Below are 22,599 nucleotides of genomic sequence, written 5' to 3'. Positions count from 1 at the left end.
GACAGCATGTTCGAAGAATTCATTGGCACCAAGGCGGTGTCGGCGCGCCACCAGTTCGACGTGGCGGCACTGGACGCCTATCTGCGCCAGCACGTGGCCGGCTATCCGGAAGGCACGTTGGGCGTGGAGCAGTTCAAGGGCGGCCAGTCCAACCCGACTTACAAGCTCAGCATCGGCGGCCGGCACTACGTGCTGCGCACCAAGCCGGCGCCGGCCGCCAAGCTGCTGCCGTCCGCGCACGCGATCGAGCGCGAGTACCGCGTGATGGACGCCCTCAGCAAGAACGGCTTCCCGGCCGCGCGCCAGTACGCGCTGTGCACCGACGAGTCGGTGATCGGCCGCGCCTTCTACGTGATGGAATTCGTCGAGGGCCGGGTGCTGTGGGACCAGGCCCTGCCCGGCATGACGCCGGCCGAGCGCGCCGCCATCTACGACGAGATGAACCGCGTCATCGCCCAGCTGCACACGGTGGACTACGCGGCCATCGGCCTGGCCGACTACGGCAAGCCGGGCAACTACTTCGCGCGCCAGATCGAGCGCTGGAGCAAGCAATACCTGGCCTCGCAGACCGAGTCCATCGAGGCGATGGACCAGCTGATCGCGTGGCTGCCGGCCCACATCCCGCCGGGCGAAGACACCTCCATCGTGCACGGCGACTTCCGCCTCGACAACCTGCTGTTCCACCCGACCGAGCCGCGCATCCTGGCCGTGCTGGACTGGGAGCTGTCGACGCTGGGCCACCCGTTCGCCGACTTCTCCTACCACTGCATGAGCTGGCACATCGAGCCCGGCCGGTTCCGCGGCATCGCCGGGCTGGACCTGGCGGCGCTGGGCATTCCGTCGCAGCAGGAGTACATCGCCCGCTACGCCGAGCGCACCGGCAAGACCATCCGGCTGGAGGACTTCAACTTCTACCTGGCCTTCAACATGTTCCGCCTGGCCAGCATCATGCAAGGCATCATGAAGCGCCACGTGGACGGCACGGCGGCCAGCGCGCAGGCGCTGGAATCGGGCCGCATGGCCAGGCCGATGGCCGAGCTGGCCTGGAGCTACGCCCTGGGCAAGCCGCTCTGACATGGACAAAATCGCTTTCTGAAACGGCCAGTCTCGGCTACTATCGTGCTGCCTGCCTGAACCCGCATCACCGCCGAGGCCCACCACGTGCCAGCACCGTCACGCCGCCTGCCATCCATCCGCTCGCAGATCGCGCTGCTGGTGCTGGCGTGCGCGCTGCCGACGGTGATCGGCTTCGGCGCCGTGGTGGCCCAGTTCTACCAGCGCGAGCGCGACACGCTGATGGAGGACACCGGCCAGGCGGCCCGCCTGGTGGCCGCCGCCATCGACCGCGACCTGCTGCAGGGCGAGAGCGCGGCGCGCGCGCTGGCCGGCTCGCCCAGCCTGCAAAGCGGCGACCTGGGTGCATTGCGCAGCCAGGCCGCAGCCCTGCTCGGTCCGCAATTCCCGGCCGCCCAGTTCCTGCTCAGCGACGCCTCCGGCAGGGTCGCGCTGCAGGTCGGCGCGCCGCTGCCGGCCGCGCTGTCCGCCGCCGACAACCGCCGCCGCCTGGCGCCGCTGTACGCGCACGACCGCGTGCAGCTGTCGCTGGTGGGCAGCGGCGCCAACGCCCAGCTGGCGATCGACGTCCCGGTGCGGGTCGAGCGCCGCCTGGCCTACGCGCTGACCGCGCTGCTCAAGCCGGAACGCCTGGCCTACATCCTGCGCGACGAAAACATCGGCCGCCACCAGGCCATGTCGCTGTTCGACAGCGAGGGCGTGATCGTGACCCAGGCCGGCGCCCCGCACCAGTTGCTGGGCGCGCCGGCCGAGGCCGCGCTGCGGGCCCGGCTGCAGGCCAACGGCAACGCCCTGCTGGCCACGGCGGCGGCCGACGGCACGCCGATCTACCTCGGCTTCAGCCGCTCGCCGGTCAGCCGCGCCATCGTCGCCATCGCCACCCCGCAGGACCAGGCGCTGCACGAACTGCTGAACGCCGTCACCACCATCTCGCTGGCCATGGCGGCGCTGCTGCTGGCCGGCTTCTCGCTGGCCTGGTGGGTCGGCGGCCGCATCGCCGGCTCGGTGCGCGCGCTGGTCGGCCCGGCCCAGGCGCTGGCCGGCGGCAGCCCCTTCACGCTGGGCGCGGCCACCTTCCGCGAGGCCGGCGAGGTCGGCCAGGCCTTCCGCGCGCTCGAGCTCGACCTGCGCCGCAACCAGGCCCAGCTCGAACAACTGGTGGCCGAGCGCACCGCCCAGCTGGAAAAAAGCCGGGCCCAGCTTGAAACCCTGTACGCCACCGCGCCGGTCGGCCTGAGCTACGTCGACAGCCAGCTGCGCTTCGTGCGCCTGAACGACTACCTGGCCGCCCTCAACGACCAGCCGGTCAGCGCCCACCTGGGCCGCCACGTCGGCGAGATGATCCCGGACGCAGCCGTGCGGCGCGGCGTGCTGGCCGACTACCGCACCGTGCTCGACAGCGGCCGCCCGCTGACCGGCCTGCAGCGCTCCGGCCACCCGGCCGCCTCGCCGAACCAGCTGTGCCATTGGGTGCTGAGCTACTACCCGCAGTTCGGCACCGACGGCCGCATCGCCGGCATCACCGCGCTGCTGATGGACGTCAGCGAGCTGAAGCGGACGGAGGCGGAGCTGCGGCGCTCGCGCCAACTGATGGGTTCGGTGCTGGAGAACATGCCGGCGATGATCTTCCTCAAGCGCGCCGCCGACCTGCGCTACGACATGTTCAACCGCTACGGCGCCCAGCTGTTCGGGCGCGCCGGCGGCGAGGAGTTCATCGGCAAGTGCGACTACGACTTCGTGCCGGCCGCGCAGGCCGACAGCTTCGCCGAGGCCGACCGCCGGGTGCTGGCCGCGCCGCCCGGCGAGGTGGCCGAGATCGCCGAGGAGCCGGTCACCGGCGCCGGCGGCCGCACCCGCTACATGACCACCCGCAAGGTGGCGCTGCGCGACGAGCACGGCGCCCCCACCCACGTGCTGGGCATCTCGATCGACATCACCGAGCGCAAGGAGGCCAAGGAGGCGCTGCGCGCCACCGTGGCCAAGCTGGCGCAGAGCGAGCATTTCGTACGCACCGTGGCCGACAACCTGCCCGGCATGGTGGCCTACTGGGACGCCGGCCAGCGCTGCCGCTTCGCCAACCGCTACTTCCTCGACTGGCACGGCCGCGACAGCGCGCAGATGCTCGACGCGCTGATGCCCGAGGTGATGGGCGAGGCCCAGTACGCGGTCTGCGCGCCCTACGTGCAGGGCGCGCTGGCCGGCCAGCCGCAGGCGTTCGCCGACCGGCTGCGCTGGCCGTCGGGCGAGCTCAGCCACACGTGGGTCAACTACATCCCGGACATCGACGAGCGCGGCGCCGTGCGCGGCTTCTTCGTGCTGGTGTCCGACGTCACCGAGCTCAAGGAGGCCGAGCTGCACCTGCAGGAGGTCAACGAGGAACTGGTGCTGGCGCGCGACCGCGCCGAGGCCGCCAGCCGGGCCAAGAGCGAGTTCCTGGCCAATATGAGCCACGAGATCCGCACCCCGATGAACGCCATCATCGGCTTGGCCCGCCTGCTGGAGCAGGCCGCGCTGGCGCCGCGCGAGCGCGAGCAGCTGGACAAGATCCAGCTGGCCACGCAGTCGCTGCTGGGCCTGGTCAACGACGTGCTGGACTACTCGCGCATCGACGCCGGCCAGCTGGTGCTCGACCATGCCGGCTTCAGCCTGGAGCGCATCCTCGACAGCGTCGGCCTGCTGGTGAGCGGCGCCGCCGGCGACAAGGGCATCGAGCTGGTCTACGACATCGACCCGCGCCTGCCGGCCGAGCTGGCGGGCGATCCGATGCGGCTCGAGCAGGTGCTGCTCAACCTGGTCGGCAACGCCGTCAAGTTCACCGAGCGCGGCGAGGTGGTGCTGCAGGGGCGGGCGGCGGCCGGCGCCGACCTGGCCAAGCCGGCGCCATCCTGCTGGAGTTCCGCGTGCGCGACACCGGCGTCGGCATCCCGGCCGCGCAGCAGGCCCGCATCTTCGACGCCTTCTCGCAGGCCGACGGCGGCGGCAGCCACCATGCGGATTCGGCGGCGCCGGCGCAGGGTTGGCGATCTGCCGCCAGCTGGCCGACATGATGGGCGGCGCCATCTGGCGTCAGCAGCGAGCCGGGCGGCGGCTCGGAGTTCCTGTTCAGCTGCCCGTTCGAATGCGGCGCGCCGCTGGCGCGCCGGTGCCGCCGCCCGCCGCGGCCGGCCTGGCGCTGCTCATCGTCGGCAATAACGCCGCGCCGCGCAGAAATGTCTGCAACTCGCATCACGACCTGGGCTGGGCCGCCAGCTGCGCCGCCGGCGCCGACGCCGCGCTGGCCATGCTGCGCGAGCGCCGGCACCGGCCCTACGACCTGCTGTTGCTCGATTACCACATGCCGGACGGCGACGCCGCCACCGTGCTGGCCCGGCTGCGCGCCGGCATGGCGCTGCCGCCGGTGCTGCTGATGGCGCCCGAACCTGTTGCCGCCGGCCAGGCCGGGCTGGCCGAGGGCCTGGGCGTGGCCGGCGTGCTGTCCAAGCCGGTCCTGCCGGCGCGCCTGCTGGAACGGGTGGCCGCCCTGTTCAGCGGCGCCCCCGGCGCGGCGCCGTCCGCCCCGCACGGCCCGCTGGACGGACAGTTGAACGGCCTGCGCATCCTGCTGGTCGAGGACAACGAGATCAACCAGGAGGTCGCGCAACTGATGCTGCTGCACGCCGGCGCCGCGGTCGAGACGGTGGCCAACGGCCAGCTGGCGGTCGACCTGTTGCGCGCCGACCCGCAACGCTGCGACCTGGTGCTGATGGATGTGCAGATGCCGGTGCTCAACGGCTACGACGCCACGGCCGCGATCCGCGCCGCCGGGGGCCCGCTGGCGCGCCTGCCCATCGTCGCCATGACCGCCAACGTGATGGAGGACGACCGCCGCCGCGCCGACCAGGCCGGCATGGACGCCCACGTGGCCAAGCCGATCGACGTCGCGGAAATGATCGCCGTGCTGACCCGGCTGGTGCCGCGTCCGGCGGCGCCCGCCCCGTCCACTTTCGCCGCGATGCCGCTCGCCGCGCCAGCTGCGGCGCAGGATGCCCCCCGGCCATCCGCCCCGCCCGGGGCGATGCCAACCGGCGCGCCGGGCGTGGTGCCTGGCGCCATGCCGGCCGCCGGCCCCGCACTCGCGCCGGCCGGCCTGCTCGCGCTGCCCGGCGTCGACACGAAGGCCGCGCTGGCCCGGCTGGGCGGCAACAGCGACGCGCTGGTGGCGCTGTTCAAGCGCTTCGAACAAACGCAGGGCGCCACCGTGACCGAGGTCCGGGCGCAGCTGGCGGCCGGCCACCGCCAGCAGGCCGCGCAAAGCCTGCACCGCCTGCGCGGCGTGGCCGCCAACCTGGGCGCGACGCAGGTGGCCGGCCTGACCGCCGAAGCCGAAGCCATCCTGCACCGCGACCACCCCGACCCGGCCGCGCTGGATGCCGCGCTGACCGTGCTGGACCAGGCCCTGCAAGGCCTGGCCGCCGACGCCCGCCAGTTGTCAGTCTCGACAGACTCGCTTCCCCAAGGCAAGCCGATCGCGCACGACTTGCCGCAAAAGCTGGCGGAGTTACATAGTTTGCTTCAGAATAACAACTTGAAAGCCTTGGACGTGCTGCGCCAGCTGCGCCCGGCGCTCACGGACGCGAACGGATGGAGCGCGCTGGCGGAGGCGGTCGAGACGCTCGATTTCACCGCCGCGCAAGCCATCGTGGCGGATATGTTGCATCGAAAGGATAGTGCATGACTTGGACCGACCTGGCCAGGAACGGACGGATACTCGTGGTCGACGACGCCATGGAGAACATCCAGATCCTGCACCACGCGCTGCGCGACGAGCACGAGGTGCTGTTCGCGCTGGACGGAGAAAAGGCGCTGGAGCTGGCGCTGGAACAGCAGCCGGACCTGATCCTGCTGGACGCCGTCATGCCCGGCATGGACGGCTACGCCGTATGCGCCGCGCTGCGCAACTCGCCCCGGCTGCAGGACATCCCGGTCATCTTCGTCACCGCGCTCAACCAGCCGGAGGACGAGACCCGCGCGCTGGAGGCCGGCGCGGTCGACTTCATCAGCAAGCCGTTCAACGTGGCCGTGGTGCGCGCGCGCGTGCGCAGCCAGCTGACCATCAAGCGCCAGGCCGACGCCATGCGCGAACTGAGCATGACCGACGGCCTGACCGGCGTGGCCAACCGCCGCAGCTTCAACGACACCCTCGACGCCGAATGGCGGCGCTGCGCGCGCGCCGGCCTGCCGCTGTCGGTGATCATGATCGACGTCGACCACTTCAAGCTCTACAACGATCACTACGGCCACCAGGCCGGCGACCTGTGCCTGCAGCAGGTGAGCCTGGCGATGGCGCGCTGCGCCTCGCGGCCGCAGGACCTGCTGGCCCGCTACGGCGGCGAGGAATTCATCCTGCTGCTGCCGCAGGAGCCGGCGCTGGGCGCCGAGGTGGTGGCGCGCCGCATCCTCGAGGAGGTGCGCGGCCTGGCCATCCCGCACGCGGCCGCGCCGACCGTGCCGTATGTGACGGTCAGCCTGGGCGTGTGCACGGCGCTGCCGCCGCTCGACAGCGTCGACAGCAACGCCCTGGTCCGCATGGCCGACAGCCAGCTGTACCGCGCCAAGCAGGACGGCCGCAACCGTTACTGCAAGGCCGAGATCGGCGGCGGCGCCGCCTGACGCCGGCTCAGTAGCGCCGCATCACGAACTCGGCGACGCAGACCGGCTTGTCGCCGCCTTCCCGCTCGATCACCACGCCCCACAGGATCTGCGCGCCGTCGGCGATGTCGTCGATGGCGACGATGGTCAGCCGCGCCCGCACCCGGCTGCCGACCGGCACCGGTGCCGGAAAGCGCACCTTGTTCAGGCCGTAGTTCAGGCCCATCTTCATGTCCACCATGTGCAGCGCGTTCACCAGCAGCGCCGGCAGCAGCGCCAGCGTCAGGAAGCCGTGCGCCACCGTCGCGCCGTACGGCGACTCGCGCGCGGCCCGTTCGGCGTCGGTGTGGATCCACTGGTGGTCGCCCGTGGCGTCGGCGAACAGGTCGATGCGGGCCTGGGTGATCTCCACCCAGTCCGACACCGCCACCTCGTTGCCGATCTCGGCCTTCATGGCCGACAGGTTGGCGAAGCTGCGCATCAGCTGTGCTGCTGGAAGCCGCGCTGGGCGATGAACCGCTCCAGGTGGTGGTCGACGTCGCCCAGCGTCAGCTCGATCATGGCCATGCGCTTGAAGTGGTGCGCGGCCGGCAGCTCGTCGGTCACGCCCATGCCGCCGTGCAGCTGCACCGCCTGCTGGCCGATAAACTTGGACGCCTGCCCCACCCGCACCTTGGCCGCCGACACCACGCGCCGGCGCTCCTCGGCGTCGCCGCAGGACATGCGGGCCGCGGCCAGCATCGCCATCGAGCGGGCCTGTTCCAGATGGATGTACATGTCGGCCATGCGGTGCTGCAGCGCCTGGAAGCCGCCGATCGGCGTGCCGAACTGCTTGCGGGTTTTGAGGTACTCCAGCGTGGCGGCGAACAGCGCGTCCATCGCGCCCACCGCCTCCGCGCACAGCAGGCTGGCGCCGTAGTCGGCCGCCTCGTCGAGCATGTCCCAGCCGCCGCCCAGCTTGCCCAGCAGCGCCGAAGCCGGCACCGCCACATGGCTGAACTGCACGGTGGCGGCGCGCTGGCCGTCGATGGTGCGGTAGTCGCGCACGATCACGCCCGGCGTGTCGGCCGGCACCACGAACAGGCTGATGCCGTTGGTGTCGCGCTGGGCGCCGGCGCTGCGGGCCGACACGATCAGCGCGCCGGCCTGGGCGCCATGGATGACCACGGTCTTGGTGCCGTCGATGCGATAGCCCTCGCCGTTGATGCTGGCGATGGTCTTGACGTCCGACAGCTCATGGCGCGCGTGCTTCTCGCCCAGCGCGCAAGCCAGCTTCAGCTCGCCGCTGGCCACCTCCTCCAGCAGGCGGTGCTGGTTGCCGGCCAGCTTGAGGAACTGCGCACCCCACACGGTGGCGAAATACGGCTCGACCACCAGGCCGCGGCCGATCTCCTGCATCACCACCCACAGGTCGACCGCGCTGCCGTTGAAGCCGCCCTGCTCCTCGGGCACCGGCAGCGCCGTCATGCCCAGCTCGACCAGCGTGTTCCAGGCCACGTCCGAGACGCCGCTGTGCGAATGCACGATGCGGTGGCGCACATCGAAGCCGTAGTCCTTGTCGATCCAGCGGCGCAGGGCGTCGGCGAACTGCTGCTGTTCTTCTTTCAAATTAAAATCCATCGCTGCCCCTCACAGTCCCAGGATCATCTGGGTGATGATGTTTTTCTGAATCTCGTTCGAGCCGCCGTAGATCGACGTCTTGCGGAAATTGAAGTAGTAGCCGGCCAGCGGCGCGGCGGCGTCGTCGCCGGTCACAGCGTGGTCGGCCTTGCCTTCGAGGTAGACCGTGTCGAAGGGCAGCGCGTCCGGGCCCAGGGCCTCGACCATCAATTCGGTGAGCAGTTGCTGGATCTCCGAGCCGCGCACCTTCAGCAGCGAGGCCTCCGGGCCGGGCGCGTGCGACTCGCGCGTGATCACGCGCAGCACCGTGGTCTCCAGCGCCATCAGTTCGATTTCGAGACTGGCCACCTTGGCCGCGAAGACCGGATCCTGCAGCAGCGGCTTGCCGTGCTTGTAGTGTTCGGAGGCGATCTTCTTCAGGAACAGCAGCTCGCGCTTGGAGCGGCCCACGGCGGCGATGCCGGTGCGCTCGTGGCCCAGCAGGTACTTGGCGTAGGTCCAGCCCTTGTTCTCCTGGCCGATCAGGTTCTGCACCGGCACCTTGACGTTGTCGAAGAAGACCTCGTTCACCTCGTGGTCCTCGTCGAGCATGATGATGGGGCGCACGGTGATGCCCGGCGTCTTCATGTCGATCAACAGGAAGGAGATGCCCTCCTGCTTGCGCACGGTGGTGTCGGTGCGGACCAGGCAGAAGATCATGTCCGCGTGCTGGGCCAGCGTGGTCCAGGTCTTCTGGCCGTTGACGATGTAGTGGTCGCCGGAACGTTCGGCGGTGGTCTTGAGCGAGGCCAGGTCGGAGCCCGAGCCCGGTTCGGAGTAACCCTGGCACCACCAATCCTCGCAGCTGAGGATGCGCGGCAGATAGTGGGCCTTCTGCGCCTCGTTACCGAAGGCCATGATGACCGGCGCCACCATGTTGACGCCGAACGGCAGGATGGGCGGCGTGCCGGCGCGGGCGCACTCTTCTTCCCAGATATGGCGCTGGGTGGCGCTCCAGCCCGGACCGCCGTATTCAACCGGCCAGGCCGGCGCGGCCCAGCCCTGCTTGGCGACGATCTGGTGCCAGCGCACATAATCCTGGCGGCTCAGGCGCAGATGGTTGCGGACCTTCTTCTGCAGATCGCCCGGCAGGTTGGCCTCGAGGAAAGCGCGCGCCGCGTCGCGGAACGCCAGATCCGCCGCCGTGTAGTTCAAATCCATGCTGTCTCCGTATTCTTATGATCCCGCTAAAAAAGCACGATCGTTCAAATAATTGTACCCGATATCCCCCCACGCATTGTGGCATTTTTAAAGGGCGACAGAATGGCGTTGTTTGTTCACTTTTTAGTGGTTTTCTTCACTTGGGCATGGGCCGGCTTGAGGACGTGGCCGGCATGGTCGCGCGGCAACATCGCGGCCACCGGCTTGCCGGTCGCCGCTTCGATCAGCAGCGAATGCGGATCGTGCTTGCCAAACAGTTGGCGCTCGCCCCATTGACGCAGCGCCACCACGACCGGAAACAGGTCTTCGCCTTTCGGCGTGAGAACGTACTCCTGATAGGAGGTGCCGTCCGAAGCAGGCTGGACGGCAAAGATGCCCTCCTCGACCAGCGCGCCCAGGCGGTCGGACAGGATGTTGCGGGCCACGCCGAGGTTGCGCTGGAAATCGCTGAAACGGCGAATGCCGTCGAAGGCGTCGCGCACCAGCAGCATCGACCAGCGGTCGCCCACCAGGTCCAGCGAGCGGGCCACCGGACAAGGATCGTTCTGCATGGTCTTCCGTTTTGCCATCTCGGCGCCTCCTGAATATTGGTTGCATTTTAAAACCAGACTGCCTACAATTCAACTGGTTTTGTTTTGCAACCAGTTTGAGGATGAAGATACCCATGCCCCGCTCCCTGGTGGCTCTGTTTGCCTGCGCCAGCGGACTCAGTGTCGCCAACGTCTACTACGCCCAGCCGCTGCTCGATGCGCTGGCCTCCGACTTCGCCATCAGTCCTGCGGCCGTTGGCGGCGTGATCAGCGCAACCCAGGTCGGCAGCTTGCTGGCCTTGCTGTTGCTCGTCCCCTTGGGCGACCGCATCGACCGGCGCCGTCTGATGCTCGGTCAACTGCTTGTGCTGGCGGCGGCGCTGGCGGGCGTCAGCTGCGCGCGCAGCGTGACGGCTTTGGTCGCGGGCATGCTGGCGATCGGGCTGCTGGGCACTGCGATGACGCAGGGCTTGATCGCCTACGCGGCTGTGGCGGCGGCGGAGTCGGAACGCGGCCGCGTGGTAGGCGCGGCGCAAAGCGGCGTGGTGGCCGGGCTGCTGCTGGCGCGCGCATTGGCCGGATGGGTCGCGGACATGGCGGGCTGGCGCGCGGTCTACGGCGGCTCGGCGCTGGCGATGCTGGCCATGTCGGCCCTGCTGTGGCATATGCTGCCGCGCCCGCCGGCGCAAAGCCTGGGCGCGTCGAACGCCCGGCTGTCCTACCTCGCGCTGATCGCCTCGATGTTCGCCCTGCTGCGCCACGACCGCGTGCTGCAAGTGCGCGGCGTGATCGCCTTGCTGATGTTTGTCGCCTTCGGCATCCTGTGGAGCGCGCTGGTGCTGCCGCTGGCCGCGCCGCCGCATCACTACTCGCACACCGCCATCGGCGCTTTCGGCCTGGTCGGTTGTGCCGGAACGCTGGCCGCCGCGCGCGCCGGCCAGTGGGCCGACCGGGGCTGGGGCCAGCGCACCTCCCTGGCCGCGCTGCTGCTGATATTGCTGGCATGGCTGCCGCTGTGGCTGGGCGCGCGCGGCACCGGGCCGCTGTCGCTGGCGGCGCTGGTGGTCGGCATCCTGGCGCTGGACCTTGGCGTGCAGGCGCTGCAGGTGACCAACCAGCAGATGATCTTCAGCGGCAGCAAGGCTGCGCACAGCCGGCTGGTCGGCTGCTACATGATGTTCTACGCGGCCGGCAGCGGCGCCGGCGCGCTTGCGGCGACGACGGTGTACGCGCGGGCGGGCTGGAGCGGCGTGTGCCTGCTCGGCGCCGCAGTCAGCCTGGCGGCGCTGCTGTTTTGGGCCGCCAACATGCTCGATGAATCTTTCAAATTCCGCCGTCGTCGATGTACCTGATATTCCTGGTGTAGGCCGTATAGAATTCCGGGCTGTTTATTCTGCCGCCCAGCCAGTGGTAGAAATCGATGTCGTCGCGAGTGCGAAGATACGGATGCAAACCGGTTCCGAACTTGTTTTCGTAAGGGAGTTCAAAAACAACAGCAGCACCATCAAGGAGCCGGAAATGGGAGTAGTTGCCATCTCCGGCAATCTCAATATGGGTCCTGTCGATTTTCGGATAGTAGAGTTGGCCGCTATACGTCAGCAACGGGCCATCAGGCGTGGCCACCAAAGCGAGGGATTCCAACCCGGACTTGCCACGTTCGGCCTCGAACAGTCCGAAGGCAACATCATCCTCGGCTACGGCCCCGAGCGGGACGATCTCCCTTTCGCCACTGGACAAATCCATCTTCAACAAACTGACCGCGCCGTCGAACTGCGCTACTGCGATAAATCTATTTGGCATTCAGTTCTCCTGATCGGAAATACCAACCATTCTGCCCCAATTCCCACCACCTGCCGGCCTGTAGCGCCGAACGCAGATCTTAACCCGAGCACGGTAGGCTTGTGGCAAATGAAAACGGCCGCCTGTGGAATGGCGGCCGTCCGGGGAGCACTGAAGACTACTTCATCGTGTAGCTTTGCAGCGCGGTGTCGACGGCGTAGTTATGCGCCGTGTCCCAGTAGGTGAAGCTGTAGTTGACCACGTCGCCGATCTTCAGGCCGCTGGCGGTATAGCTGTTGGTGCCGGCGTTCTGCGTCATCCGCACGTTCAGCTGGCCGCCGCCGTTGACCGTGTAGTGCACGTCCGCCCAACTGCTGGTGTTGAGCGAGAACTTCAGCATCGTCGCGCTGGTTTGCTGCGCGGCCGGCGTCGGTGTCGGAGTGGGAGTTGGCGTCGGAGTCGGAGTCGGCGTCGGCGTTGGCGTTGGAGTCGGCGTGGGTGTCGGCGTCGGCGTGCCGGTATCCCAGACGATATCGTCGATCGCCATCTGGAACGCCGAGCCCGGCAACGCGGCGCTGTCGCTGGCGATCTGGAACAGGTCCAGCATCGATTGCAAGGCGATCTTGCTGCCCGCCAGATCGGCCACCGGGATGGTCGCCGTACCCCAATCGCCATTGCGCACCAGGCCGTACGTGGTGGCGTTGGCCGGGAACCTGACCGCGTTCTGGTTGGTGTACGTGTCCTGCACGCCCACCGTGAAAGCCACGTTGGCCGGAATCTTGATCTTCAACTTCATGGTGCCGTTGCGGAAGTTGCTCATGTCCCGCGCCTGGCGCGACTCGACGCTGCCGCCGAACCACTGCCCCGGCGTGTTGAAGCTCCACGCCATCACATTGCTGCCCTCATACGGCGGCAGGTTGCCCTGCGTGACCGAGGCGTTGTTCCACACGAAGATGTCGGAGCTGGTGCCGGCCACCAGCTTGTTGTTGACCGGCGTGTTGTCGGTGAAGACGCCGAACTTGCCCACCTCCGGCGTGCCCTGGCTGCTCAGCTGGACCGAGCCCTTGCCGTCCAGCTGGTACACGCGCACGTAGTCCACGTACATGGTGCCCGGCAGCGGCGCCGTCACCTGCCCCGGCGTGGCGGCGTCGGTGAAATTGCCGCCGACGGCCAGGTTGAACAGCAGGTAGAACGGCGCCTGCAGCGCGGTCGAGTTGACCGGCAGCGGATTGTCGTACAGGTCGTGCTCGACGCCGTTGTCCACCACCGTGAAGCGCATCTGCGTGTCGGTCCAGTACAGGCGGTAGATGACGAAGCGGTTGGCCAGCGACTGACTTGGCGTGTACCAGTTCTTGGTCTGCCACGCGGTGGAGGCGGCGCAGCTTTCGTTGCCCGGCACGCAGGCGGCCTGCTGCCAGGTGATGACGTTGGAGCCGACGAAGTTGTCGATCGCCGGCGTCGGATTGCCGGCCGCCGCACGGCTGCTGGCCTTGTGGCCCATCTCGACGATGTCCATCTCGCCGTTGCGCGGCCACGCCTGCGGGCTCACGCCCAGCATCCACGCGGCAGGCCACAGGCCGATGCCCAGCTGCGGCGTGGACATGCGGATCTCGACCATGCCGTACTGCACCTGCACCTTGCCGAAGGAGCCGATCTTACCTGAGGTGAAGACGTTGCTGCCCACCGTCTGGTTCTGCGCCTTGAGCGCCAGCGCCCGCGTGTTCGGCTCGAACGGGACGTTGACGATGGAGACGTTGTTGGGGCTGTAATATTCCAGTTCCTGGTTGCCGTAGCCGCACAGGTTGATCTGGCAGCCGTTGCCGTCCACCGCCGTCCACAGCGAGGTGTTGAGCGCGGCGCCGTTGAACTCCTCGGACCACAGCAGCGGCCCGATCACGGGACTGGTGACGCTGGCGAACACTTGCGGGCCGTACGCCGACAGAATGCCGGCCGCCACGGCGGACAAAACGAGTTTCTGTTTTTTCACAATGCATGTCTCCTCGTATTCGAACTTCCACATTTCGAACCGGACGGGCGTCCGGTCCGCGCTATTCCGCTTGTGGTCAGGGAGCATGGGACGATGCGCGGTCCGCTTGCCCGAAAGCTGTCGCCAAACGAAATTGGAAACGATTCCAATTTCGTCTTCAAAATATATTCTGATTAATATTTTTTGTCAACGAAGATGCGCAAGCGTGCGCGCGACTTACTTTTTGCGGAAGCGCTTGAGGTAGGCTGGCAAGCAATTGAAGATGCGGACCACCGCATGCATCTGCCACGGGAAGACGCAGCGCTCGTCGCGCCGTTCGATGGCGGCGGCGATGCGCCGCACCGCCTCCTGCTCGGACATGAGGAAGGGTTTGCCGCTGGCGTCGCCGTTGTTCAATTCGCGCAGGCGGGCCGTGTCGACGTAGCCGGGTACGATCACGGTGACGCCGATGCCGAACGGCGCCAGCGCCTTGCGGTAGGCGTCGCAGATCGCGATGGCGGCGCGCTTGCTGGCACTGTACAGCGAGCCGCCGGGATAGTCCCGCTGCAGGCCGGCGATCGACGCCACCGCGACCAGTTGCCCTCGCCCGCGCCCCATCATCGCTTCGGCGGCGGCGCTGAAGGCGTGATCGAGGCCGCCCACGTTCACGCGCAACACCGGCAAGGTGCTGGCGGGATCGTGCGCGATGGCTGCAGCGTCGGTGTACTGGCCGGCGGTGACGATCAGCAGGTCCAGCTCCGCAAACGCGGCCACGGTGCGCGCGACGGCCGCGCGGTCGGCGATGTCGCAGGCGTGTATGCTGATGCGCTCCTCCCCCAGCAGCGGCGAGCCTTCCAGCTTGGCTGGATGCCGCCCGCAGATGGCGACACGCGCGCCCTGCCGCCAATAGTGCTGCGCCAGTCCCAGGCCGATGCCGCTGGTGCCGCCGATGATCATCACGTTCATGCTGTTGCCTTGTTATGTCGGGTTGCGTTGCGCATCGCGGGGCTGCGGCCTTGCGCGGCCAGCGCGTAGGCTTCCTTTGCGCGCCGGTAGCCATATTGCCATTGGGTTTCCACGTCGGCCACGTAGCGTTCGTAGGTGGCCGGTGCCACCAGCTGCACGCGGTTGGCGCGCCATGCGATGCGCTTCTGGATGCCGGTGCCGCGCAAGGCCCGACTGACGTCGGAGGTGTCGATCCACACGTCGGCAGGCTGGCCGTGCACATGGCGCAGACGCGCATTGGCGTCGATGCCGAACGCCGCGCGCAGTGCGGGAATGGCGGTCTGCTGGTCGTAGGACTGCTTCATTTCCATGCTGACGTGGCGCGCCAGGCAGCGCGCCAGCTCGATCGGGAACAGGTCGATGGCGCCGCCGGTATAGTCCGCGCCGCCGGCGGACTGGCAGCGGAAGTAGACCATGTCGGCAATCGAGATACGGGCAGCATCGGCCAGCGGCATCGTCGTGTCGATCGCCAGGTCATGCGCGACTGCGTCGGTCCAGCCGTCGCGGCCGATGGCGGATGGTTGGCCGGCCGCCAGCACGGCAATGCGCTCGTCGCCGAACAGCGTGACGCGATAAATGGCGCGGCCTTGCCGCAGCTGGCCCGCTTCATCGGGGCCGAACAGCAGCCGGCCGCCGACGATGGCCAACGCGGGTCCGGGCGTCGGCGCCGGCTCGGGCGGCAGCGGCAGCGCTGGCGGAATTTCGAACAGGTAGTCGTTGAACAGATCCGGAATGCGCGCGGCCCGCGCCCCGTTCATCCGCCGCAGCGCGATGCCGGCCAGTGCGCGCAGCGGCGTGGCGCGCGGGCCGGATCGCAGGCCGCGAAAAAACTCGTACATCTGCGGCGATGCCAGCCACTCCTTGCGCGCCGCGTTGTCGGGCAGGTTGCGGATGATGGCGCCTGCCACCGCGCCGCCGCACGTAGCGAGCAGCAGGTCCGGCTCCTGCCCCGCATCGACGGCCGCCGCGTGCATGCCGAGGTAGTAGCCGAAGCGGAAGCCGCCTCCGGCCAGCACCATGCATCGTTCGTATCGTGGGTCTCGCGCAGCGTCGGTCATGCGTGACATAATGCCTCAATTACATCGTTATCAACAAGGACATTCCGACAATGAACCGGCCAAGCATGCGACAGCGCGTTACCCAGCTCGCGCTCAACGGCGCGCTGTTCGGCATCTGCTACCCGCTGACCAACCACCTGGCGCAGCTGCGGACGGACATCGGCAACGTCGCGATGGCGTGGGAAGCGGCGCTGCCCTTCCTGCCCTGGATGGTGCTGCCGTACATGACGTCCGGCCTGTTCTTCGTGCTGAGTTTTCTGCTGGTGCGCGACCGCGCCGGCCTGTCCGCGCTGAGCCGCCGCACCGCGTTCGCCACCATCGCCGCCTGCCTGATCTTCGCCGCATGGCCGCTGCGCTTCTCCCTGCCCCGCCCCGCCGTCGACGACGCGCTGCCCGCCTGGCTGTTCGCACAACTGGCCGCGATGGACCAGCCCTACAACCAGTTGCCGTCGCTGCACGTGGCCTACTGCCTGATATTCTGGGCCGCGCTGCGCACCGCCACCACATCGGCCCTCCTGCGCGCAGCACTCGCCGCGTGGCTGATGCTGGTCGCGCTCAGCACCGTGTTCACCTATCAGCACCACGCGCTCGACGTGGCCGGCGGCGCCGCGTTGGGCGCGCTGGCGCTGCACCTGCTGCCCTCCGACGGCGACGTGCGCAAGCCGGTGGCCTTCTGCTACACCGTGCTGGCGGGACTGTCGCTGCTGGCGTGGTTCGCACTGGGCGGCCCGTGGTGGCTATACCTGGCGGCCAGCCTGCTGCTGGTGGCGCGCGCCTACTACCTCCGCCACGCCGCCTTCCTGCACAAGCGCGACGGCCGCTATCCCCTGTGGATATGGGCGATGTACGCGCCCTACCTGTGCGGCTACCGGCTCACATGGCAGCTGGTGCGCTGGCGCGAGCGCCACCGTCCGCCGTTCACGCGCCACAGCGAAGGCCTGTGGGTAGGCCGCCGCCTGACCGACGCCGAAGCCGCGCAACTGCCGGCCGATTGCGCCGTCATCGACCTGTCCAACGAATTGAGCGAGACGCGCACGCTGCGCAATCGCAGCTATCATCACTTCCCGCTGCTCGACCTGCACGCGCCGGACGCGCAATCGGCCCGCCCCATCCTGGCCGCCATCCGCGCGCATGCGGCACAAGGCCGCGCCATTTACCTGCACTGCGCCATGGGCTACCGGCGCAGCCGCCAAATCGCCCAACTCTACCTGGAGCACTACCCGCAATGAGCTTTTCGATCTACCAATTGAAACCGCAATTCCAGCAACTGCTGCAACCGTTGATGCGCGCGCTGGTGCGCTGCCGCGTCACACCCAACCAGATCACGCTGGCGACCATGCTGCTGTCGGTGGCCTATGGCGCCGCGCTGGCCATGCAGCCGCAACGTGCGGGCCTGTGGGCCGGCCTGGCCTTGTTCCTGCTGCTGCGCATGGCGCTCAACGCCATCGACGGCATGCTGGCCAACGCCACCGGCCAGAAGACGCGCCTCGGCACGCTGCTCAACGAAATCTGCGACCAGGTGTCCGACGTGGCGCTGTACCTGCCCTTCATGCTGGCGCTGCACGCGCCGCTGGTGGTGCTGGCCGTGGCGGCCGCGCTGCTGGCCGAATTCGCCGGCGTGCTGGCGCTCAGCGTGGGCGCTGCGCGCCGCTTCGACGGCCCGATGGGCAAGAGCGACCGCGCCTTCTGGTTCGGCCTTCTCGGCCTGCTGATCGCCTACGGCGCCGCCCCGCTGCTGATGAACGGCATCCTGGCGCTGGTGATCGCCCTGTCCGCGTGGACCGTCGTCAACCGCCTGCGGCAGGCGCTGCGGGCTTCTGCGCCAGCGACACCGTAAAGATTCCTTCCAGTCCGATGCGGGTGGCGATCTTGCGGCAGCCCGCATGCGCCACCAGGCCATCCATCTCCGCCTGCGGGCGCGGACGCATCTGCCACGGCTTGCCCTGGTGGCTGGTCAGGGTCAGCGCGATCATGTCCAGCTGCGGGTGCCACGGCTGGCCGGTGTAGATCAAATAGCCGCCGGCGCGCAGCACGCTGGCGATGCCCTGCAACGATGCCGCCACCGGCGCGTTCTCGCTGAACAGCTCATATAGGCCGGAGACGATGACGATGTCGTACTCGCCCTCCTCCGCGCGGTAGCTGCCGGCGTTGAAGGCGTCGCGCAGTTGGTAGTCGATCCTGGCTCGCAGTTGCAGCTGGTCCGCCAGCACGCGCGCCTCGTCGAGGTTATGCTGGGTGAAGTCGCGCAGCGTGACTTCGATCTCTCGATCCTGGAAGCGCTTGATGGTCTCCAGCACGTAGCGCCCGGAACCTGCCGCCACGTCCAGGATGCGCAGCGGCCCCTCGCCTCGATGCGCGGCGATGCGTTCGCCCAGCATCTGCTGCAACTGGCGCTTGCGCAGGCGGATGCCGCGCCAGCCCACCGCGTCCAGATAACCGCGATCCATCATCCCGCCGAACAGGAAACGGCCGCCGGCCTGGTTGCGGTACACGTAATCGAGCGAGGCGCCGGAATCGAAGCCGTGCCGCAGACCGATCTTCATGCCGTTGCTGACCGGCCCCATCATGCCCAGCATCACACGCTGCATGCCGAACCACGCCTTGGCCACCGGGCCGCAGCTCCGGCCCGCCTGCAGCGCCGCGTACTGGCGGGCGCTGTGGCTGTCGCGGTCCGCGCTCAGGTAGTGCGACGGCGCCAGCGGCGCGCGCTCGAAGCACTGCTCGATGAATTCGCGGCTGGCCGCCAGCGCCACGCTGGTGTCCTGCTCGTAGAACAGCGCGTGGAAGGCGTCCGGCAGGTGCACGTAGCGCTTCAGCGGCGACGACAGGCGCTGGTAGAAGTCCTGCTGCGGGCCTTCCTTGACCACGTAGTCCTTGCCGGCGCTGAGCATCAGCACCGGCGTGTCGATGGCGGCGGCGTCCTGCACGATGCGCTTGGCGGTATCGGCCAGGCCTAGCAGCACGCAGGCGGAGATGGCCTTGGCGATCAGCGGATCGGCGGCGTAGGCGGCCGCCTCCTGCGCCGAATGGGTCAGCATGCCGGGACGGATGTAGCTGGTCACGAACAGCTCCGGCTTGAAGCGGCGGGCGAAACGCAGCGCGGGTTTGGCCAGCGGCACGTACAGGTTGATGTCGAACGCGGCGGCGGCCATGATGACGCCGCGCACACGCGGTGCATAATCGTGCAGCCAGGTGGCAGCGATCACCGCGCCGACGCTGTTGGCCACCACCAGGATGTTCTCCGGCGCGATGCCGTAGGTGGCGGCGATGTGGGCGATGAAGGTGTCGAAGTCCTCGACCAGCGCCTCGAAGCTGGGCGCGTCGCCACGCTCGCCGGGCGAGTAGCCGTGGCCGCGCGCGTCCCAGGCGAAGGCCCAGTCCTGCGTGTAGCCGAACTGCTCGACCAGCGGCTGGATGCGGCCCGAGTGTTCATGGCCGCGATGCAGGAACACCAGCGCGCGCTGCGGCCCGTCCTGGCGCGGCGCCTGCGGCTGCCAGGCGCGGTAGAACAGGCGCACGCCGTCATTGCAGTCGAAGCCGGATTCGGTGGTGCGCCATGCCAGTGAGCGTTCAGCTTTCATATTATTTGTCCAGGAGAAGAGTGATGAGGAAGTACAGCAGCGGCGCAGTCACCACCAGGCTGTCGACCCGGTCGAGGATGCCGCCGTGGCCGGGAATGAGCTGCGAGAAATCCTTGACGCCCAGCGCCCGCTTGGCGGCCGAGAACATCAGGTCGCCGCAGAAGCCGCCCAGCGACAGCAGCAGCGCGCATATCGCCAGTTGCGCGGCGCCGGCCAGGTGCAGGTAGCGGCCCAGCGTCAGCGACAACGCGGTGGTCACCGCCACGCCGCCCAGCAGTCCCTGCCAGGTCTTGTTCGGACTGATGCCGGGCGCGATGCGGTGGCGGCCGAAGATGGTGCCGCTGATGAACTGGGCGACGTCGTTGAGCGCGGTCAGCACGTACAGGTAGAACAGCCAGGCCAGGCGCGCGTGCGCATCCAGCGGCAGGCTGTCGTACAGGGGAAGGAAGCGGCAGCTGTAGCACAATACCAGCCATAGCAGCCACGCCAGCGCGGCGGCGCCGCGCATGCGCAGGTAGATCGCCGCCGTCAGCGCGACGGCCGGCGGCAGCGCGGCCATGGCCACCGGCGCCGGCAGGAACAGCGCCGTGCCGAACACCACGGCGGCCGGCACCACGAAGCCGCGCCCGGCGAACGGCGCCAGCTCGCGCAAGGCCAGTACGCCGATCAGCACCGCCAGCAGCGTCGCCCCGAGCGGATGCAGCAGCAGGCTCACGGTCACCACCGGGAAGATCCACCACCAGGCGTTGACCTGGTCGCGCAGCTGGCTGTGCGGCCGCGCGCGCAGCTTGACGCCCACGCCCAGCGACGCCATACCCAGCATCAGGTACAGCATGCCGAGCGCGGTCAGGATCTCGGTGCCCAGCAGGGAAAACAGCAATTGCATAAATGCCTCAATTATTTTTGTGGCAATTGTATAGCGTTTTCCCGAAAGCGGCTCAGTCTACGGTGATCAGGACGTCGCGGCCCTTGGTGGCGGCGTTGCCCGCGTAGTCCTCGGCGGTGATGCGCAGCGTGTAGTTGCCGGGGCCGAGGGCGCCGACCTTCCAGCCGCCCGGCGTCAGCTTGCCGTGGATGAGAGTGTTGTTGATGGCGTAGGAGAAGCGCGTCTCCGCCGCGCCGTGCACGGTGATGCCGCTGGTGGTCGAGTAGGCCAGCTTGACGGCGTCGCGGTTGCGCGGCAGGCGGTCGTAGAGTTGCGTGATCAGCGGCTGCTCCATGCCGGGGATGATCTCGCCGTCCGCGTTCAGCAGCTGGTAACCCAGCTTGTACAGGCCGAGGCGGCGGCGCGCCTGGTTGCCGTTCATCTGGTCGAAGGCGTCGACGATGATCTGCACCTCGCCCAGGCTGCGCGGCACCATCAGGCGGCCATCCACCTTGTCCTTGAGCGGCTTGCCGCTGCTGTCGGCCAGCGTGATGCTTTGGATCTGCGGGGCGATGGTGTCTTCCAGGTCCACGAACGGCAGCGACAACGGATTGAGCACGTCGCCATTGGGCAGGTAGTCCAGGTGCACGTGCGCCATGCGGTTGACGGTGCCCAGCGTTTCGCCCACTACGAAGCGGGTGCCGCGCTTGACACGCACCGCCGACGGCACGCCCTTCTCGTCCTTCAGCACCTGGAAGCGCGGGTCGAGCGGCTTGTCGTTGGCGCCGCGCCCGACGCGCATGTGGATGTAGCGCATGCCGTCCAGCGCCAGCCCTTCCGACAGTTCGCCGTAGCCCCAGCTGGCCAGCGGGCTGCTGACCTTGCCGGAGGTGACGGCCAGCACCGGCGTGCCGATCGCGGCTTGCACATCGAGGCCGGCGTGGAAATGGTCGCGGCTTTCGCCGTCGAAGTTGCCGCGCACCTCGCCCATCAGGCCGACCACCTCGTGCGGCTTGTCCTGCGGCTTGACCGGCCACGGCATCGTGGCGTCGTGCGCCGGGATGCCGGACAGGGGCTCGTCGGGCGCGGCCGCCTCGCCGTCCCGCGCCAGCGCCACGCGATGCAGGCGGTAGGTGGCGCTGTCGGCCACGTACAGCGAGCCGTCGCGCGCCAGCGCCAGGCCGCGCGGCGCATAGAAGCGCACGCCGCCGTCGGCGCCATAGCCCGGCTGGGCCGGATGGTCGACGTCCTCCAGCGCCAGCACCTCGCCGGCCGGGGTGATCTGCGCCAGGCGGCCGTGGGCGTTGCTGGTCACGTAGAGGAAGCCGTCCGCCGTGCGGGCCAGCCCGATCGGCGATTCCAGCGGCGGCGAGCGGTCGCCGTCCTTGGCCTGGGCGACGGTGCTCACGCTGCCGTCCTTGCCCAGCTTGCGGATGGCGTGGTTGCCGGTGTCGGCGATGTACAGCTCGCCGGCGGCGCCGAGCGCCAGGCCGGTGGGCCCGTTGAACAGCGCCTGCGCACCGGGGCCGTCCACATCGCCCGCGCGGCTACCACCGGCCACGGTGGTAACGTCGCCATTGGGCGCGATGCGGCGGATGCGGTCGTTGTAGGTGTCGGCCACGTAGACCACGCCGGCCGCGTCCACCGCGACGCCGACCGGGCCGTTGAACTGGGCTGCCGCGCCACGGCCGTCCTTGTCGCCCGCCAGGCCGTCGCCGGCCAGCGTGCTGACCGTGCCGTCGGGCGTGATCTTGCGGATGGCGTTGTTGCCGGTGTCGGCCACGTACAGGTTGCCGGCGGCGTCGATCGCCAGGCCGGACGGGGTGTTGAACGCGGCCGCCTTGCCCGCCCCTTCCGCATAGCCCTCGACCGCGCCGGCCAGCGTGGTGGTGGTGCCGTCCGGGGCGATCTTGCGGACGCGGTTGTTGTCGCCGCCGTCGGCCACGTAGACATTGCCGGCGGCGTCGACCGCCACGCCGAACGGGTCGGCGAAGCGCGTGCTGCGACCGCGTCCGTTGTTAGCGCCCGGCATGCCGTCGCCGGCAATGCTGGTCACGCGCGCGCGCCAGTGCGGCTGCGTGCCTTGCGGGACGGCGGGCTTGGCCAGGCTGGCGCCCGGCCGATGCGTCAGGATGTAGGCCGCCCCGCCCCCACCCAAGGCGCCGCCCACGGCAAGGGCGACGGCGATTAGCTTGAATTGGCTGGGAGTCACGTTGCAGAAGCCTAAAAGTTGATCAGAAGAAAAGATTCTACCTGATCTTCCAGGCCAGAGCTACCAGCCAACTCAAGGCCT

General features: G+C 68.7%; 18 protein-coding genes. 7 read left to right on the top strand and 11 right to left on the bottom strand.

The annotated features are described in order from the left end of the window. Positions 1 to 6 precede the first annotated feature (6 nt). From HUX88_RS30790 to HUX88_RS30780, 4 genes are all read left to right on the top strand, one after another. Positions 7 to 1,074 carry a phosphotransferase gene (locus HUX88_RS30790; RefSeq protein WP_117010229.1) on the top strand — a complete coding sequence of 356 codons (1,068 nt, stop codon included), beginning with the start codon at positions 7 to 9 and terminating at the stop codon, positions 1,072 to 1,074. Between the two features lie 87 nt (positions 1,075 to 1,161). After that, positions 1,162 to 4,266 (top strand): PAS domain-containing protein, encoded by a 3,105-nt coding sequence (locus tag HUX88_RS32865; protein WP_373886861.1) that lies wholly within the window; start codon positions 1,162 to 1,164, stop codon positions 4,264 to 4,266. After that, positions 4,193 to 5,788, top strand: coding sequence for a response regulator (locus tag HUX88_RS32860; RefSeq protein ID WP_229219623.1), 1,596 nt, complete (start codon positions 4,193 to 4,195; stop codon positions 5,786 to 5,788). The genes HUX88_RS32865 and HUX88_RS32860 overlap by 74 nt, the downstream gene beginning before the upstream one ends. Next, complete coding sequence (locus HUX88_RS30780) at positions 5,785 to 6,723, top strand: diguanylate cyclase domain-containing protein (RefSeq protein WP_117010227.1); 939 nt, start codon at positions 5,785 to 5,787, stop codon at positions 6,721 to 6,723. Before HUX88_RS32860 ends, HUX88_RS30780 begins: the two co-directional genes overlap by 4 nt. 7 nt (positions 6,724 to 6,730) lie before the next feature. On the opposite strand, the gene HUX88_RS30775 is transcribed toward HUX88_RS30780, so the two are convergent. The 4 genes from HUX88_RS30775 to HUX88_RS30760 form a co-directional block, all read right to left on the bottom strand. Continuing rightward, positions 6,731 to 7,183 (bottom strand): MaoC family dehydratase, encoded by a 453-nt coding sequence (locus HUX88_RS30775; RefSeq protein ID WP_117010226.1) that lies wholly within the window; start codon positions 7,181 to 7,183, stop codon positions 6,731 to 6,733. Beyond that, entirely contained in the window at positions 7,183 to 8,322 is a 1,140-nt protein-coding gene (locus HUX88_RS30770; RefSeq protein ID WP_117010225.1) for an acyl-CoA dehydrogenase family protein, read from the bottom strand. The genes HUX88_RS30775 and HUX88_RS30770 overlap by 1 nt, the downstream gene beginning before the upstream one ends. Before the next feature lie 9 nt (positions 8,323 to 8,331). After that, positions 8,332 to 9,522, bottom strand: coding sequence for an acyl-CoA dehydrogenase family protein (locus HUX88_RS30765; RefSeq protein ID WP_176364231.1), 1,191 nt, complete (start codon positions 9,520 to 9,522; stop codon positions 8,332 to 8,334). Between the two features lie 116 nt (positions 9,523 to 9,638). Beyond that, positions 9,639 to 10,091, bottom strand: coding sequence for a helix-turn-helix domain-containing protein (locus tag HUX88_RS30760; RefSeq protein WP_117010223.1), 453 nt, complete (start codon positions 10,089 to 10,091; stop codon positions 9,639 to 9,641). Positions 10,092 to 10,186: 95 nt separating this feature from the next. On the opposite strand from HUX88_RS30760, the gene HUX88_RS30755 reads away from it, so the two are divergent. Further along, positions 10,187 to 11,404, top strand: a complete 1,218-nt coding sequence (locus tag HUX88_RS30755) for an MFS transporter (protein ID WP_117010563.1) — start codon at positions 10,187 to 10,189, stop codon at positions 11,402 to 11,404. Here HUX88_RS30755 and HUX88_RS30750 read toward each other — a convergent pair. The 4 genes from HUX88_RS30750 to HUX88_RS30735 form a co-directional block, all read right to left on the bottom strand. Next, complete coding sequence (locus HUX88_RS30750; protein WP_176364230.1) at positions 11,376 to 11,852, bottom strand: hypothetical protein; 477 nt, start codon at positions 11,850 to 11,852, stop codon at positions 11,376 to 11,378. The two genes, HUX88_RS30755 and HUX88_RS30750, sit on opposite strands and share 29 nt — an antisense overlap. Before the next feature lie 157 nt (positions 11,853 to 12,009). Further along, positions 12,010 to 13,818, bottom strand: coding sequence for a glycoside hydrolase family 16 protein (locus tag HUX88_RS30745; protein WP_176364229.1), 1,809 nt, complete (start codon positions 13,816 to 13,818; stop codon positions 12,010 to 12,012). Positions 13,819 to 14,034: 216 nt separating this feature from the next. Continuing rightward, positions 14,035 to 14,763, bottom strand: coding sequence for an SDR family oxidoreductase (locus HUX88_RS30740; RefSeq protein ID WP_176364228.1), 729 nt, complete (start codon positions 14,761 to 14,763; stop codon positions 14,035 to 14,037). Then, positions 14,760 to 15,821: a patatin-like phospholipase family protein gene (locus HUX88_RS30735; RefSeq protein ID WP_229219621.1), complete on the bottom strand. Its 1,062-nt coding sequence runs from the start codon at positions 15,819 to 15,821 to the stop codon at positions 14,760 to 14,762. Before HUX88_RS30735 ends, HUX88_RS30740 begins: the two co-directional genes overlap by 4 nt. 104 nt (positions 15,822 to 15,925) lie before the next feature. On the opposite strand from HUX88_RS30735, the gene HUX88_RS30730 reads away from it, so the two are divergent. Together HUX88_RS30730 and HUX88_RS30725 are read left to right on the top strand one after the other, a co-directional pair. Further along, entirely contained in the window at positions 15,926 to 17,089 is a 1,164-nt protein-coding gene (locus tag HUX88_RS30730; protein ID WP_176364227.1) for a phosphatase PAP2 family protein, read from the top strand. After that, positions 17,086 to 17,697 (top strand): CDP-alcohol phosphatidyltransferase family protein, encoded by a 612-nt coding sequence (locus HUX88_RS30725; protein WP_176364226.1) that lies wholly within the window; start codon positions 17,086 to 17,088, stop codon positions 17,695 to 17,697. The genes HUX88_RS30730 and HUX88_RS30725 overlap by 4 nt, the downstream gene beginning before the upstream one ends. Here the strand turns inward: HUX88_RS30725 and HUX88_RS30720 are convergent. From HUX88_RS30720 to HUX88_RS30710, 3 genes are read right to left on the bottom strand one after another with little or no spacing between them, the layout of a single operon-like run. Next, a complete protein-coding gene (locus HUX88_RS30720; RefSeq protein WP_176364225.1) occupies positions 17,648 to 19,441 on the bottom strand; it encodes a bifunctional alpha/beta hydrolase/class I SAM-dependent methyltransferase in 1,794 nt (597 codons plus the stop codon). The genes HUX88_RS30725 and HUX88_RS30720 overlap by 50 nt on opposite strands. 1 nt (position 19,442) lies before the next feature. After that, positions 19,443 to 20,327: a phosphatidate cytidylyltransferase gene (locus tag HUX88_RS30715; RefSeq protein ID WP_176364224.1), complete on the bottom strand. Its 885-nt coding sequence runs from the start codon at positions 20,325 to 20,327 to the stop codon at positions 19,443 to 19,445. Between the two features lie 52 nt (positions 20,328 to 20,379). After that, positions 20,380 to 22,518, bottom strand: coding sequence for a gluconolaconase (locus tag HUX88_RS30710; protein WP_373886860.1), 2,139 nt, complete (start codon positions 22,516 to 22,518; stop codon positions 20,380 to 20,382). Positions 22,519 to 22,599: the final 81 nt, after the last annotated feature.

It is taken from the genome of Duganella sp. BJB1802 (assembly GCF_013369445.1).
GTDB lineage: Bacteria > Pseudomonadota > Gammaproteobacteria > Burkholderiales > Burkholderiaceae_D > Rugamonas > Rugamonas vulcania_A.
The sequence above is the reverse complement of the archived record's forward strand: the minus strand, read 5'-3'. Positions and strand labels throughout refer to the sequence as shown.